Below are 13,950 nucleotides of genomic sequence, written 5' to 3'. Positions count from 1 at the left end.
CCCATGACCTCCGCTCCCCCCTCCTCTTCGACCCCCCCCGCCGGCGCCACCTACCGCGACGCAGGCGTGGACATCGAAGCCGGCGACGCGCTGGTCGATGCCATCAAGCCGGCGGCGAAGGCGACGGACCGTCCCGGCACCATGGGCGGCCTGGGCGGATTCGGGGCGCTGTTCGACCTCAAGGCAGCCGGTTTCACCGATCCGGTCCTCGTGTCCTGCACCGACGGCGTCGGCACCAAGCTGATGATTGCCATCGAAAGCGGCCTGCACGAAACCGTCGGCATCGACCTGGTGGCGATGTGCGTGAACGATCTGGTGGTGCAGGGCGCGGAGCCCCTGTTTTTCCTGGATTATTTCGCCACCGGCCGCCTGGCGGTCGAAGACGCGGCCAAGGTGGTGCGCGGCATCGCCCAGGGCTGCGCCGAGTCGGGCTGCGCGCTGGTCGGCGGCGAGACCGCCGAGATGCCGGGCATGTACGCGCCCGGCCATTATGACCTCGCCGGCTTCTCCGTCGGCGCCGCCGAACGCGCGGCGCTGCTGCCCAACGCCATCGCCGCCGGCGACACGCTGATCGGGCTTTCGGCCAGCGGCGTGCATTCCAACGGCTTCTCGCTGGTCCGCGCCATCGTCACCCGCAGCGGCCTGGCATGGAACGCTCCCTGTCCCTTCGCCGAGGGCCAGACCCTGGCCCAGGCGCTGATGGCACCCACGCGCCTCTACGTGAAGCAGGTGCTGGACCTGCACCGGCAGGGCCTGATCCAGGGCGCCGCGCACATCACCGGCGGCGGCCTGCCCGGCAACCTGCCGCGCGTGCTGCCGGCCGGCCTGACGGCGGTGATCGACGGCACGTCGTGGCAGATCCCCCCGGTCTTCCGCTGGCTGGCCCGGACCGGCCAGGTCGATGCCGACGAGATGCTCAAAGTGTTCAATTGCGGCATCGGCATGGTGCTGGTCGCCCGCGACGCCGAGGCCGCCCTGGCCGCCCTGCGCGCGGCGGGCGAATCCCCGGTCGTGATCGGAACGCTCGAAGCTTCGGCCCCCGACGCCCCCGCCGGCCTGCGCTTCACCACCCGCCCCGACTTCACGGGCTGATCTGCCCGTGAGCGCCTTTCCGCCGGACGATCGCTGCCCGATCGCCATCCTGATCAGCGGGCGCGGCAGCAACATGCGCGCGCTGATCGACGCCTGCGCCGCGCCGGATTTCCCGGCCCGCATCGTCATGGTCCTCAGCAACCGGCCGGACGCGCCGGGCCTGGATGTCGCCCGCGCGGCGGGCCTGCGCGCCGAAGCCATCGACCACCGCCCCTTCGGCAAGGACCGCGCGGCGCATGAGCGCGCGGTAGACGCCCTGCTGCGCGAGGCCGGGGTGCAACTGGTGTGCCTCGCCGGCTACATGCGCCTGCTCACGCCGTTCCTGACCGAAGCCTGGGCCGGGCGGATGCTCAACATCCACCCCAGCCTGCTCCCCGCCTTCCCCGGCCTGCACACGCACGAGCGCGCGCTGCAAGCGGGCGTAAAGCTGCATGGCTGCACGGTCCATCTGGTCACGGAGGTGATGGATGACGGCCCGATCCTGGGCCAGGCGGCGGTGCCGGTCCATCCGGGCGACACGCCCGACGCCCTCGCCGCGCGCGTGCTGAAACAGGAACATCGCCTGTATCCAGCCGCCCTCCTCAACCTCCTGCGGCCCGAAACGGCATCATCCGGACATCGCGAGGCCGCGCTGCTGGTCGTCTGACCAGCAGCGGATCAGCCGCCCGGAAATCGCGTCAGGCGGCATGCTCCGGCCCGGCGCCGTCCGCGCCGGCCACGCGAACGGTATTCCGGCCGGCCCTCTTGGCGGCATAGAGGGCAACGTCCGCCTTCGCCATGAACTGGCGCCAGGTCAGACCTTTCCCCGCGGCAAGGCCGAAACTCGCGGTAACGGCAATCCGTCCCGCATCGGCATTCCTCACGTCCAGGTCCCCGACCGCCTGATGCAGGCGATGCGCCAGAGACAGGGCGTCGATCAGATGGCGGGTCCGGACGAGAACGGCGAACTCCTCCCCTCCCACCCGCGCCGCCAGGTCGCCGGGCCGGATCTGCGCACGCAATGCCCCGGCCACCGCCACCAGAACCCGGTCCCCCTCGCCATGGCCGTATCGATCGTTGATGGCTTTGAAATGATCGATATCCAACAGAATGAGAAAGACCTGTTTTTCGGGCGTTTCCGCTTCCATCAGCGGTTCTGCAAGCGTCTCAAGAGCCCGCCGGTTGAGCAGTTGGGTCAGTTCGTCGGTTTCGGCCAGATGCTTCAGGTGCCGGGTCTGTACGGCCCGTTCCTGCAACTTGTCGCGCAGAATCGCGAGCGCCTCGAACAGCGGCTGCAACTCCCTGCCGCCGTGGTGGCGGAACGGCAGGGTGACGGGCCGGTCATGCACCAGCCCCACAACGGCTTCGCTGGCTTGCAGCAGGGGACGCAGCACACGCATGTGGACCAGCAGCACCATGCCGGCAATCAGCCCGACAACCGCCAGCATCACGGCGCTCACAACCCAAAGCAGTTCGCATGCATGTCGCTCCCGTTGCCGGTAATGGGAAAGCAGACCGTCCAGAAAGCTGTTCCGCCAGATTTCCAGCGGCGCCAGCGTCCGGACATACCGGTCGTTAAACGTCTCGATGCTCTCCGTATACCGCTCGGCGTGCGTTCCCTCCTCGATCACGCGCGCCACCAACGGCTGTCCGTCGCCAAAGAATGCCGCCTCCGCGTTGGCCCGCAGGGCAAAAAGGCCCGATCCGCGATCCGTCAGATTGGCGCCCAGATCAAGCAACTCCCATTGTATGGCCATGCGCCCCGCCAACCGGTCGCGGGCAGAGATATCGCGCTCCGAGACCGCCTCATGGGTAATCAGCGCGGGCACGACGACCGAGCCGAGCCGCCCGCCGTCATCGCGCAAAGTACAGAGAATCAGCGCGAACTGAACGGGTGCGGCCAACCCGGAATCGGTCCGCATGAGCAATGCGGCTTCCGCCGTGATCACGGCGCGATAGCCATCATAGGCCGCGAACTGTGCCTCGATCGCCTGTTGAATAGCCTCACGCCGGGGCACCGGCTGCGCGGCGGCCTGATCGACCAATGCCCGTGCCCGACCCAGCAGCGTTGCCGTCTCCTGAAGCGGCTTGGCCGGCACGATTCCCGCCTCCCGCGCCAGAGCCCGATCGGTCCTCGCTCGCGCGGCCTGCAATCGGCTGCGCAACAGGGCTGTCTCCCCACCCATCACTATATTGGATGGCGCACGCTCGGCACTGATGTCATTGGCCGTCTCCAGCACCTGCCGAAACCTCTCCACCCCCGCAGCATCGTGCCGGGCACTCAGAAAGGTCTGGAAGAAGGCATGTGCCAGAAGCAGTCCGGTCACGGTGGTGAACAGCAGCACGGCACACGCGGCGCTGATCCACAAACGCCTGCCGATCCAGAACCGGCGCGGCGGTAGGTATTCGCTATCGGAGATCATGACAAAAAACGCCGGTTCGGCACCAACCGTCGTCAATACAACATCAGGTCAGTTGCAGGAGACGTTCAATCGGCCTTCAAAATCGCAAAAGTCCGAACCTGACAGACCTTTCCATTCGAGCTTCTCAGCGCCCATCCTGAACACTTCGAACGATCAGCCAATCTACCGACAAAAAAATCCCAATAAAAATCACAAAATAATACAGACTCTTCAAACGAATACGGACGAAACACGCAAACGGTCCCCGAAACATCTTCCCAGTTTCATCAACCGGAAAAAGACCGGCCCGTTCCCGAACAGGAACCGCCTCCCCTGCTCCCGAAATCCGGAAGCAGGGGCAGCCGGCACCGTCACATGCCGATCAGGGCAGGATTTCGGTCTGCGCGAAGAAGAACGCGATCTCATTGTTCGCGTTTTCCAGGCTGTCCGAACCATGGACCGAGTTCGCTTCGATGCTCTCGGCGAATTCGGCGCGCACGGTGCCGGGGGCGGCCTTCTTCGGGTCGGTGGCGCCCATGACGTCACGATGCTTCAGGACGGCGTTCTCGCCTTCCAGAACCTGCACCACGACCGGGCCGGAGATCATGAACGACACCAGGTCGTTGTAGAACGGACGCTCCTTGTGGACGGCATAGAACGCGCCGGCGACCGCTTCGGTCAGTTGCACGCGCTTCTGCGCCACGATCCGCAGGCCGGCATCTTCGAATACGGCATTGATCTTGCCGGTCAGGTTGCGCCGGGTCGCGTCCGGCTTGATGATCGAGAGGGTACGTTCGGTCGCCATGATATGGCTCCTTTTTTATGGTCGCGTTGCATGACCGGGACCTCCTGCCCATCCGGACCGGCGCCCCTTACGCGCGCCATCTAGAGCATATTGGGCAGGACTGGTAGGTACAGCGTCACGAATCCTGCCCGACCAGCCGGGCACGCCGCCACATTTCCGGAGCCCGCCCCCGTGAGTCTGCTCGTCATCTCCGACCTGACCCTCCGCATCGCGGGGCGCACCCTGCTGGACGGAGCGTCTCTCAGCGTCGATCCGGGGCGCAAGATCGGCCTGGTCGGGCGCAATGGTGCCGGCAAATCCACCCTGCTGGCCGCCATCGCCGGCGACATCGCGCCCGATGGCGGCACCATCACCCTCTCCTCCCGCGCCCGCATGGCCCGCATCCGGCAGGAGGCCCCTTCGGGCGACGCCAACCTGCTCGATACCGTGCTCGCCGGCGATCTCGAACGCACGGCCCTGCTGGCCGAGTCCGAACACACGGCCGATCCGGCGCGCCTGGCCGACATTCACGAGCGCCTGCGGGCCATCGGCGCCGACAGCGCCCCCTCCCGCGCCGCCACCATCCTCTCGGGGCTGGGTTTCGACGCCGCCGCCCAGGCCCGCCCGGTCTCGGATTTCTCCGGCGGCTGGCGGATGCGCGTGGCGCTGGCCACCGCGCTGTTCCTCAACCCGGACCTGCTGCTGCTCGACGAACCGACCAACCATCTCGACCTGGAAGCCACGATCTGGCTGGAAAGCTGGCTGGCCCGCTTCTCCGGCGCCGCATTGATCGTCAGCCACGATCGCGGCCTGCTCGACCGCTCGGTGGACGCCATCGCCCATCTCGACCAGCGCCGCCTGTCGCTGACCCCCGGCGGCTATGACGAATTCGTCCGCATCCGCACCGAGCAGGCCCTCCAGCAGGCCCGCGCCGCCGAGCGCATCGCCGCCCAGCGCGCGCATATGCAATCCTTCGTCGATCGCTTCCGCGCCAAGGCCACCAAGGCCCGACAGGCCCAGGCCCGCGTCAAGGCACTGGAAAAACTGCCGGTGATCGAAGCGGTGATCGAGGACACCCCCACCCGCTTCGCCTTCCCCGCACCCACGCCCCTGCCGCCGCCGATGCTGACGCTGGACCGCGTATCGGTCGGCTATGACGGCCGGCCGATCCTCTCCAACCTGTCCCTGCGGCTGGACATGGAAGACCGGGTCGCGCTGCTGGGCGCGAACGGCAACGGCAAATCGACCTTCGCCAAGCTGATCGCCGGCCGCCTGGCTCCGCTCTCGGGCACGGCCAACCACAATCCGCGCCTGCGGGTCGGCTATTTCGCCCAGCATCAGGCCGAGGAACTGGTGCCGGACGAAACGCCGGTCGCCCACATGGCCCGCGCCATGCCCAAGGCGCCCCCCACGGCCGTGCGCGCCCAGCTCGCCCGCTTCGGGCTGGATGCCGACCGCGCGGACACGGTCACGCGCGACCTCTCGGGCGGCGAGAAAGCACGCCTGCTGCTGGCGCTGGCCACCCGCGACGCCCCGCATCTGCTGATCCTGGACGAACCGACCAACCATCTGGACCTCGACGCGCGCGAGGCGCTGATCCGCGCCCTGGCCGAGTTCGAAGGCGCGGTGCTGCTGATCAGCCACGATCCGCATCTGGTCGAACTGGTCGCCGACCGGCTGTGGCTGGTCGGCGACGGCACGGTGCGCCCCTTCGACGGCGACATGGCCGACTATCGCGTCTGGCTGTCCGAGCGCGCCCGCGCCGCCAGCCGCCCGGCAACACCCGCGGCCGCCCCCAGGCGCGAGGACCGGCGCGACCGCGTCGAAGCCCGCAAGGCCGTGGCCCCCCTGCGCAGGAAGGCACGCGACGCCGAAGCCCGCATCGGCAAACTGACGGCGGAACGCGCCCGGCTGGAAACCCGCCTGGCCGACCCGGCCCTCTACGCCACCGGCAGCGCGGAAGATGTCACGGCCATCAACACCCGCCTCGCCGCGATCGGCCGCGAAGAGGCAGCGGCCGAGGAAGAATGGCTGCTGGCCGAAGCGGCGATCGAGGAAGCCTCGGCCCAGGAATGACCGCACCACAGGGCAGCCCCGCTCACCGGCCCGACCCGCCATCCGGTATCCTTTCGTTCATCAGGGCGTTGTCAGGATAGCATTCCGCCTCGCCCCGCCTCGACGACATCGACGAAGGCAGGCGGATATGCGAACCCTTCACGGGTGCCAGCCCCTGAAATCCCTCGGGTGCCGGGTCTGTCGCCAGAGCTGTCTGAATCAATGATGCGTGGCCTGTCCCAGGCCACCAGCCGACCACAAAGCGGAAACGCCATGCCCCCCATCGCCGTGACCGAGTCCCAACCCGCTACTTCCGAGGAAAAGCGGGAATCCCAGCACGACACATCCTCCACCGATCCCCGCGCCGTGCAGTTGGCCAAAATCCATACCCTGCTCCAGAGAACGATCCTGCTGACCGCCGTGATCCTGTCGATCTGGCTGCTCGGCCCCGTGCTGATGGTCGTCTTCGCCGCAACGCTGCTCGCGGTCATCCTGCATAATCTGGCAACGCTGGCCCAACGCCGGATCAAGCTCCCCTACTGGCTGGCCCTGTCCCTGGTCGTCGTCATCCTGCTGACCGCATTCGGCGGCCTGATCTGGAGCAGCGGCCCCACCATCGCCGAGCAGGCCACACGCCTGCGCGTGGCGCTGACCACGCAGGCCTATGCCGTGCGGACGCAACTGGGCACCAGCGAGTTCGGGCGCACGCTGCTGGACCATCTGCCGCAGGCGCTGGGCGGCAACCAGACCGGCGGAGGCACCGACGGCATGGGCTCGCGCATCGCCGGGTCCATGACCGGCGTCCTGTCCTCGGCCTTCGGCGCGGTCGGCACGCTGGCCGTCATCCTCATCGCCGGGCTCTATTTCGCGCTGTCGCCCACCCTCTACGTCAACGGCCTGCTGCGCCTGTTCCCCATCGCCCACCGTCCCACCGCCCGCGAACTCCTGCTGGTGGCGGGCCGCACCCTGTGGGCCTGGACCGCCGGGCAGGCGCTGGACATGTTCGTCGTCGGCGTGCTGTCCGCACTCGGCCTGTGGTTCATCGGCGTGCCGCTGGCCCTGGCACTGGGCGTCGTGGCCGGCCTGGCGAACTTCATCCCCTATATCGGCGCCTTCATCGGCGCGATCCCCGCCATCCTGCTCGGCCTGTCGGTCGGCACGCGCGAGGGGCTGATGGTGCTGACGCTCTATACCGCCATCCAGTTCTTCGAGGGCAACGTCATGGCGCCGCTGATCCAGCGCCACGCGGTGCAGATGCCGCCGGGCGTCACCATCCTGTCGCAGACCGTGTTCGGCACCATCCTGGGGCTCCCCGGCCTGATCCTGGCCTCACCGCTCACCGCCGCCCTGCTGGCGGTGATGGACCGCGCCAGCCCGCCACTCAAGGACTCCGACCGGGTCTGAAAGCCCGACGGAGCGTGTGGTCCGGCTCACCGGCCCGCACGCTCCGTCAGGCGCCGCGCGGCGGCCGGCCCGTCACGGCTGGCCGCTCACGGGGCGGAGACAGGGGGAGCGGAGTCAGGGGGGCGGACATAGGGGCGGATATCCACGCCCCGCATGCCGGCATGTCCCGCCGCCGCCAGCCCTTCGGCGCTGTCCTCCAGCACCAGGCAGCATTCGGGCGCGGCGCCCAGCCGGCGCGCGGCCTCCAGAAACAGGTCCGGCGCCGGCTTCGCCCGCGCCACATCGTCGATCGTCACTACCGTATCGAACAGGTCCAGCAGTCCGGTATGGGTCAGAGACGCCAGAACGATCTCCCGCGAGCCGCTGGAGGCCACGGCCATCGGCAACGTGCCGCGATACCGGCGGGCCAGGTCCGCCACCACCGCGATTTCCCGCAGATCGGTCATGGCCGCCAGCACGTTCCGCCGGGCGGCCCGCAGAATGGCCGGGCGATCGAGCGGCCGCCCCAGTTCCGTTTCCATCAGGTCCAGCACCATCTGTTCCGACAGGCCGCCCCGGCCGTGGAACCATTCCGGCGCCACCTCATGCGCGGCCTCCGTCTGCAACGCCGCCAGCCACCCGCGCAGATAGAGCGGCAGCGTATCGACCAGCGTGCCGTCGCAATCGAAGATCAGCGCCGCCGTCCGCGCCGGAACGGCGATCACGGAAAAGCGGTCCGCTCGTACGGATGCTGGTCCACAAGCTGGCGCAGCGCCGCGAAATCGGCTTCGGAAAACTGATGCACGCGGATCACCGCCCCCGGCCGATCCTCAAGGAACACGGTATTGTTCCAGTCGGCGGCGCTGATGCCGGTCCACAGCGTCATGCTGTAGGGCACGGGCTTGCCGTCCGCCCCGACCGGCCGGTTGGCCGTCAGGGTAATGGTGGCATCACCCGACGAGGGCGGCGTCTGCCCCAGCGGCCCCCAGACAGTGCGATGATGCTGCAACCAGTCGTTGAGCGTATGGATCTCCGCCGCCGACAGCGCGCGCTGCCGGCGCATCGGCCCCACGCTGATCACGCCACTCGTCATCTCGGGAATGGTCAGGGGCTTGAAATTCGGCATCGCGAAGGACCACAGCACGGCCGAAGTCCCGACCGTGACCGTCAGGAAGCCCAGAAGCAGCGCTGTTTCCCGTCTCATACCTGTTGTCTTTCTCGTTTAACCGCGAACGGCCGCGATAACCCGCGCGACCTCCGCATCCGTCAGTTCGGGGTGGATGGGCAGCGCAAGAATACGGCAAGCCAGTTCTTCGGCAACAGGCAACGGCGTTCCGTCATGCGAGCCCTGATATGCGGGCTGAAGATGGAGCGGCCGCGGATAATAGATCGCCGAGGGCACGCCCCGAGCCTTCAACCGGTCCTGCAAGGCCGCGCGCGCGGCTTCATTTTCGGTCAATACGGCATAAACCGCCCACGCGCTCTGCGCATGCAGCACCCGCGCCGGCGTCACGACATGCCCTTCCAGCCCGGCGTCATAGGCATCCGCAATGGCGTCGCGCCGCGCGAGTTCGGCATCGAACCCTTCCAGCTTCGCCAGCAGCACCGCCGCCTGAAGCGTATCGAGCCGCCCGTTCATGCCGATACGCAGCACCTCGTACCGCGTCGTGCCTTCGCCATGGGTGCGCAGCGAGCGATACAGCTCCGCCCGCTCCGGGTCGTCGGTCAGGATCGCACCGCCATCGCCATACCCGCCCAGTGGCTTGGAGGGGAAGAAGGACAGGGTGGTGGCGGTCGCCTCGCATCCCAGCTTGCGGCCCGCCAGTGCGCCGCCGAACGACTGGGCGCAATCATCCATCAGGAACAGCCCTTCCCGCTCCGCGATCGCGCGCAGTTCGGGCCACGGCGCCGGCTGGCCGAACAGATCGACCCCCACGATCGCACGCGGGCGCAGCCGCCCGTCGGCCCGCACCTGGGCAATCCGCCGTTCCAGGCTGGCCGGGTCGATCTGGAAGGTCCGGGGGTCGACATCGACGAAAACCGGCGTCGCCTTCAGCAGCAGCGGCACTTCGGCCGTCGCCGTATAGGTAAAGGCCGGCAGGAAAACGGCATCCCCCGCCCCGATTCCCTCGGCCATCATCACGATCTGGATCGCATCGGTGCCCGAGGACACGCCGACACACTGGTCCGCCCCGGCATAGGCCGCCAGCGCCTGCTCCAGTTCCGCCACCTCGGGGCCCATCACGAACCGGCAATGCGCCATCACGGTATCGACCCGCCGCCGGATCGCATCGCCCAGCCGCGCCTGCTGCGCCGGCAGGTCGAGAAACGCGATGGGCGGAAGGCTGTCGGGCAGCGGAGCAGTCATGAATGCATCGTCCTTTCGGCGTCGGTCGGTTCCGCCATCGTATCGTGCGGATCGCCGGTCGGGTTATGGGCGAATTCGGGAACGAGACCCCTGATCAGCGCAAGGACGGCCGGCGCGTCCCCCCTATGGCAGGCATCGGCCAGCCGGTCGATCACCAGCCCCACCGCGCAGCTGTCCACGATACGCGGCGTCGCCATGCGCAGGCCGGGGTGGTCGGTCGCCACCGGCGCCTCGCGCCCGTGGAACAGTTCCTCGAACAGCTTTTCGCCGGGCCGCAGGCCGGTGAAACGGATCGGCACGTCCACCTGCGGGCGCAGCCCCGCCAGCCGGATCATCTGCCGCGCCAGATCGACGATCTTCACCGGCTTGCCCATGTCCAGCACGAAAATCCCGCCATTGCGCAGCAGCGTATCCGTCCCACTTCCCGCCTGGTCGCGGATCGTCCCGCGCACGCTGGCCTGCAGGACCAGCCCCACCGCTTCCGAGACCGTCATGAAATAACGCTGCATGTCGGGGTGGGTCACGGTCAGCGGCCCGCCCCGCTCCAACTGGCGGCGAAACAGCGGCACGACCGATCCGGTCGATCCCAGCACATTGCCAAACCGCACGGTCACGCAGCGCATGGCCTCGCCGCCGCGGCTCCGGGCGGCGACATCCAGCGCCTGACAGTACATTTCGGCCGCGCGCTTGGAGGCCCCCATCAGGCTGGACGGATTCACCGCCTTGTCGGTCGAAACCATGACCAGCGCCAGCGCCCCGTTGCGCGCCGCCGCATCGGCCACCACGCGGGTGCCGATCACGTTGGTCAGCACCCCCTCGCACGGGTTCGCCTCGACCATCGGCACATGCTTCAGGGCAGCGGCATGAAAGACCAGTTCGGGGCGATAAAGGGCGCAGATCTCCTCCATCCGGTCTCGATCGCGAACATCGGCCAGTATCGCCTCGCGTCGGATATCCGGCGCGCGTTCGGACAATTCAAGGTCGATCTGCCACAGCGCGAACTCCCCATGGTCCAGCAGCAGCAGGCGCCCCGGCGCATATCCCGCGATCTGCCGCGCCAGTTCCGAGCCGATCGAGCCCCCCGCCCCGGTCACCAGAACCGTGCGGCCACCCAGCAGCGCCGCCATCCCCTCCCGGTCCAGATCGACCAGCGGCCGGTTCAGCAGTTCCTCGATCGCGATCGGCCGCAGTTCCAGCCGGGCGGCGGGGGTCAGGTCGGTCAGGTCCGGCGCCCGCTGGACGGACAGGCCGCGCTGCTCGGCCGATGTCAGCACCCGCGCCAGTTCCTCGCCCCGGAAGTCGGCATCGGTCACGATCAGCAGGTCCGGCCACCCGCTCCCGCCGCGCGCCCGGTCCAGGATCTCGTCCATCGTCCGCACATGGCCCAGAATCGGCACACCGTGGATTCGGCGCCCCGTCTGCCGCCGCCCCCCGGTCATGATGCCCGCGACCCGAAACGCCGGATGCGCCGCGCGCTCGATGGCGCGGATGAACAGGTCGGCGGACTGATCGGACCCGATCAGCACCACCTGCGCGGACGGATAGCGCCGCGTGGAATGCCGGCAGGACAGGCGATAGACCACCCGCACGCCCCCCAGCAGCACCAGCAGCACCAGCGCATGGATAAAGGGAAAAGCCGGCGTCGGGATCGGAAAGCCGGTAACATACAGACCCAGCGAGAACAGCATGGCGCTCGCCGCCGAGGCCCCGGCGATTCCCAGCAGGTCATCCACCCCGGAAAAGCGCCAATATTGCTGCTGGACGCGAAACGGCAGACTGCTGATCACCAGCGTGATCGCCCCGCCCGCAATGAACCACAGCGGATGCAGCAGCCCGCCGCCTGGGTCGGCCAGCCAGCGGGCAAGCGGGGCCGAGAGCGCGGCAAGCCCCCCATCCAGCATCACGTTGACGGCGATTCGGTTGACCGGGCGCCCCCCGGCGTCGGGCTCGCCGGGGTCGTCACCGGGGTCAGGGCGTTGCGAAGCCATTGTGCCGATCATATAGCCCAGCCCATTCCATGCTAGAAGAAGCCATGACGACAAAACAGCACGGCAGGCGGTCGTGATCGCCTCCCCCCCGCCCCTGGCCTTCCCGTTCCTGCTGTTCGCCACCTGGATCACCGCCGCCCTGACCGTGGCGGCGACGATCCGCCTGGGCGTCATGGACCATCCGGGGCATCGCAGTTCGCACACGCTTCCCACGCCCAAGGGCGGCGGCATCGGCATCGTGGCGGCGTTCGTGCTGGCGGTCCCGGCCGGGCGCATGCTGCACGGCCTGCCGCCGCTGGACCTGCCCCTCGCCGGCCTGCTGGCCGCGACGGCCCTGCTGGCCGCGATCTCCTGGCTGGACGATGTCTATCAATGGTCCCCCCTGCTGAAGCTGGGGGCACAGGTCGCGGCATCGGTCCTGGTGGCCCTCACGCTCCCGGTCCCCGCCGGCCTGCCCGCCACGCTGTCCACCATGCTGCCCCTTCCCTGGGCCGCATCGCTGGCCGCGCCCGCGTGGTTCGTCCTGTCGGTCTGCTGCCTGGTGTTCATGACCAACGCGGTCAATTTCATGGACGGGCTGAACGGGCTGGTATCGGGTTCGGTCATGCTGGCCGGCCTCGCCCTCGGCATCCTGGCGGCGGGGACCACTCTCGGCGGCATGGCTCTGGTGCTGGCGGCGGCGCTGGCCGGCTTCCTGCCGTTCAATTTTCCAAAGGCCCGCATCTTCATGGGCGATGTCGGCAGCCAGCCCTGCGGCCTGCTGGCCGGCGCATTCGGCCTCGCCTGCGCCACCCAGCCGGGCCTGACCGCATGGTACGTGGTGCCGATGCTGCTGGCCGGACTGATCTACGATGTCCTCTATACGCTGGCCCGCCGCTGGCGAAACGGCGCCCGCCTGATGGAGGGCCACCGCGAGCACCTCTACCAGCGCGCGACACAGTCCGGCCTCTCGCCGGTCACCGTCACCCTCATACACTGGGGGTTCGTCCTGTGGGGAAGCGTGACGGCCTGGACCGTTCTACATGGTCTGTCGGGCCTGCATGGCCTGTCGGGCACGGCGGCGGGCCTGCTCATGGTCCTGCTGCCGCAACTGGCCTGGAGCGCCGTCGTCGAGCGGCGCATGCGGCACCCGACCCGGCCCGTCTGAGCGACGAACCGGGCCGGCGCCGAAAGACCCGTCAGTGGGTCAGCGTCAGTTCCAGCCCCTGGGCAGCGGCGGCCAGCCGCGCACCCTTCGAGATGGTTTCGATCTTGATCGTCACGCCATTGCCGTTGTGCAGCAGGCTGCCACCCACACCGTTGCCAACCGTGGCTTCACCATTGCCGGCCACATAGGTGCCGTCGAAATCGTGCAGGTTCTTCAGGTTATAGACGGTGCCCGTACCTTCGATCTTCGAATAGCCGACGGCGGCGATCGACCCGCCCTTGACGGTGAAGTTGTAGGTATGGTGCCCGAAGGTCAGCTTGCCGGAGCCCCACGTCCAGCCGACGCCGACATCGGCCGATTTCGCAACCAGCCGGATATGCCCGACGGGCGTCCCCAGGTCGTCGGCGGCACGGGCGGTGACCGGGCCAGGAAGGGACGTCATCAGAAACGGAACGGCGAGAGCGGCCACGGCAGCGATACGCGATGCCATACGCATGATCTTTCTCCTAATCGTCTGTTCTGATCGGCTGAATTAACGCCCGAAAATACACGCCGTCAGGGGGAATCGGCGGGCGCGGAAACGCGCGCGCGGACCATCGGTCACGCACGGCCACCGGCCAATTCATCCGATCGATCTGTCGTCTTCCAGAATGGAACGGGCGGTGGCCCGGACGGGCCCCCACCCCACCCCCTCAGCCCGCGGCGCGACGCCGCGCGCCCGCTTAGCGCCCCCAGTTGGGAGTAAGCGCCGC

Annotated in this window: 12 protein-coding genes; 5 read left to right on the top strand and 7 right to left on the bottom strand. The window is 68.4% G+C overall.

What is annotated here, in order from left to right:
- Positions 1-3 precede the first annotated feature (3 nt).
- Together purM and purN are read left to right on the top strand one after the other, a co-directional pair.
- Positions 4-1,092, top strand: coding sequence for a phosphoribosylformylglycinamidine cyclo-ligase (gene purM / locus ABF821_RS15525; protein WP_415530650.1), 1,089 nt, complete (start codon positions 4-6; stop codon positions 1,090-1,092).
- A gap of 7 nt (positions 1,093-1,099) precedes the next feature.
- Positions 1,100-1,738 (top strand): phosphoribosylglycinamide formyltransferase, encoded by a 639-nt coding sequence (gene purN / locus ABF821_RS15520; RefSeq protein WP_310889117.1) that lies wholly within the window; start codon positions 1,100-1,102, stop codon positions 1,736-1,738.
- Between the two features lie 31 nt (positions 1,739-1,769).
- Here the strand turns inward: purN and ABF821_RS15515 are convergent, their stop codons facing one another.
- On the bottom strand, positions 1,770-3,494 hold the full coding sequence (locus ABF821_RS15515) for a diguanylate cyclase (protein ID WP_415530649.1): 1,725 nt from the start codon (positions 3,492-3,494) through the stop codon (positions 1,770-1,772).
- Between the two features lie 361 nt (positions 3,495-3,855).
- Positions 3,856-4,278: a nucleoside-diphosphate kinase gene (gene ndk, locus ABF821_RS15510; RefSeq protein ID WP_182974787.1), complete on the bottom strand. Its 423-nt coding sequence runs from the start codon at positions 4,276-4,278 to the stop codon at positions 3,856-3,858.
- Positions 4,279-4,449: 171 nt separating this feature from the next.
- On the opposite strand from ndk, the gene ABF821_RS15505 reads away from it, so the two are divergent.
- Positions 4,450-6,333, top strand: coding sequence for an ABC-F family ATP-binding cassette domain-containing protein (locus tag ABF821_RS15505; RefSeq protein WP_415530648.1), 1,884 nt, complete (start codon positions 4,450-4,452; stop codon positions 6,331-6,333).
- Positions 6,334-6,585: 252 nt separating this feature from the next.
- Positions 6,586-7,716, top strand: coding sequence for an AI-2E family transporter (locus ABF821_RS15500; RefSeq protein ID WP_182974785.1), 1,131 nt, complete (start codon positions 6,586-6,588; stop codon positions 7,714-7,716).
- Between the two features lie 86 nt (positions 7,717-7,802).
- Here ABF821_RS15500 and ABF821_RS15495 read toward each other — a convergent pair whose 3' ends face one another.
- The 4 genes from ABF821_RS15495 to ABF821_RS15480 are packed head-to-tail and all read right to left on the bottom strand — an operon-like array spanning position 7,803 to position 12,051.
- Complete coding sequence (locus ABF821_RS15495; protein WP_415530647.1) at positions 7,803-8,420, bottom strand: HAD family hydrolase; 618 nt, start codon at positions 8,418-8,420, stop codon at positions 7,803-7,805.
- On the bottom strand, positions 8,417-8,899 hold the full coding sequence (locus ABF821_RS15490; RefSeq protein WP_415530646.1) for a hypothetical protein: 483 nt from the start codon (positions 8,897-8,899) through the stop codon (positions 8,417-8,419). Before ABF821_RS15490 ends, ABF821_RS15495 begins: the two co-directional genes overlap by 4 nt.
- An 18-nt stretch (positions 8,900-8,917) precedes the next feature.
- Positions 8,918-10,063 (bottom strand): DegT/DnrJ/EryC1/StrS family aminotransferase, encoded by a 1,146-nt coding sequence (locus tag ABF821_RS15485; protein ID WP_415530645.1) that lies wholly within the window; start codon positions 10,061-10,063, stop codon positions 8,918-8,920.
- The gene (locus ABF821_RS15480) at positions 10,060-12,051 is read right to left on the bottom strand and encodes a polysaccharide biosynthesis protein (protein WP_415530643.1); all 1,992 of its coding nucleotides are present in this window, start codon (positions 12,049-12,051) and stop codon (positions 10,060-10,062) included. The genes ABF821_RS15485 and ABF821_RS15480 overlap by 4 nt, the downstream gene beginning before the upstream one ends.
- A gap of 73 nt (positions 12,052-12,124) precedes the next feature.
- On the opposite strand from ABF821_RS15480, the gene ABF821_RS15475 reads away from it, so the two are divergent.
- Positions 12,125-13,198: a glycosyltransferase family 4 protein gene (locus tag ABF821_RS15475; protein ID WP_415530642.1), complete on the top strand. Its 1,074-nt coding sequence runs from the start codon at positions 12,125-12,127 to the stop codon at positions 13,196-13,198.
- A 31-nt stretch (positions 13,199-13,229) separates the two neighbouring features.
- Here ABF821_RS15475 and ABF821_RS15470 read toward each other — a convergent pair whose 3' ends face one another.
- Positions 13,230-13,694: a hypothetical protein gene (locus ABF821_RS15470; protein WP_246402490.1), complete on the bottom strand. Its 465-nt coding sequence runs from the start codon at positions 13,692-13,694 to the stop codon at positions 13,230-13,232.
- Positions 13,695-13,950 lie beyond the last annotated feature (256 nt).

This window comes from Gluconacetobacter sp. (assembly GCF_047721585.1).
GTDB classification, from domain to species: Bacteria; Pseudomonadota; Alphaproteobacteria; order Acetobacterales; family Acetobacteraceae; genus Gluconacetobacter; species Gluconacetobacter dulcium.
Note: the sequence above shows the minus strand (reverse complement) of the source record. Positions and strands in the feature narration are given on the sequence as shown.

Excerpts from the sequence above, each read along its gene's own strand:
- purM (WP_415530650.1), top strand. The coding sequence starts at position 4 with ATGACCTCCGCTCCCCCCTCCTCTTCGACCCCCCCCGCCGGCGCCACC.
- ABF821_RS15515 (WP_415530649.1), bottom strand. The coding sequence starts at position 3,494 with ATGATCTCCGATAGCGAATACCTACCGCCGCGCCGGTTCTGGATCGGC.
- ndk (WP_182974787.1), bottom strand. The coding sequence starts at position 4,278 with ATGGCGACCGAACGTACCCTCTCGATCATCAAGCCGGACGCGACCCGG.
- ABF821_RS15500 (WP_182974785.1), top strand. The coding sequence starts at position 6,586 with ATGCCCCCCATCGCCGTGACCGAGTCCCAACCCGCTACTTCCGAGGAA.
- ABF821_RS15490 (WP_415530646.1), bottom strand. The coding sequence starts at position 8,899 with ATGAGACGGGAAACAGCGCTGCTTCTGGGCTTCCTGACGGTCACGGTC.
- ABF821_RS15485 (WP_415530645.1), bottom strand. The coding sequence starts at position 10,063 with ATGACTGCTCCGCTGCCCGACAGCCTTCCGCCCATCGCGTTTCTCGAC.
- ABF821_RS15480 (WP_415530643.1), bottom strand. The coding sequence starts at position 12,051 with ATGGCTTCGCAACGCCCTGACCCCGGTGACGACCCCGGCGAGCCCGAC.
- ABF821_RS15470 (WP_246402490.1), bottom strand. The coding sequence starts at position 13,694 with ATGCGTATGGCATCGCGTATCGCTGCCGTGGCCGCTCTCGCCGTTCCG.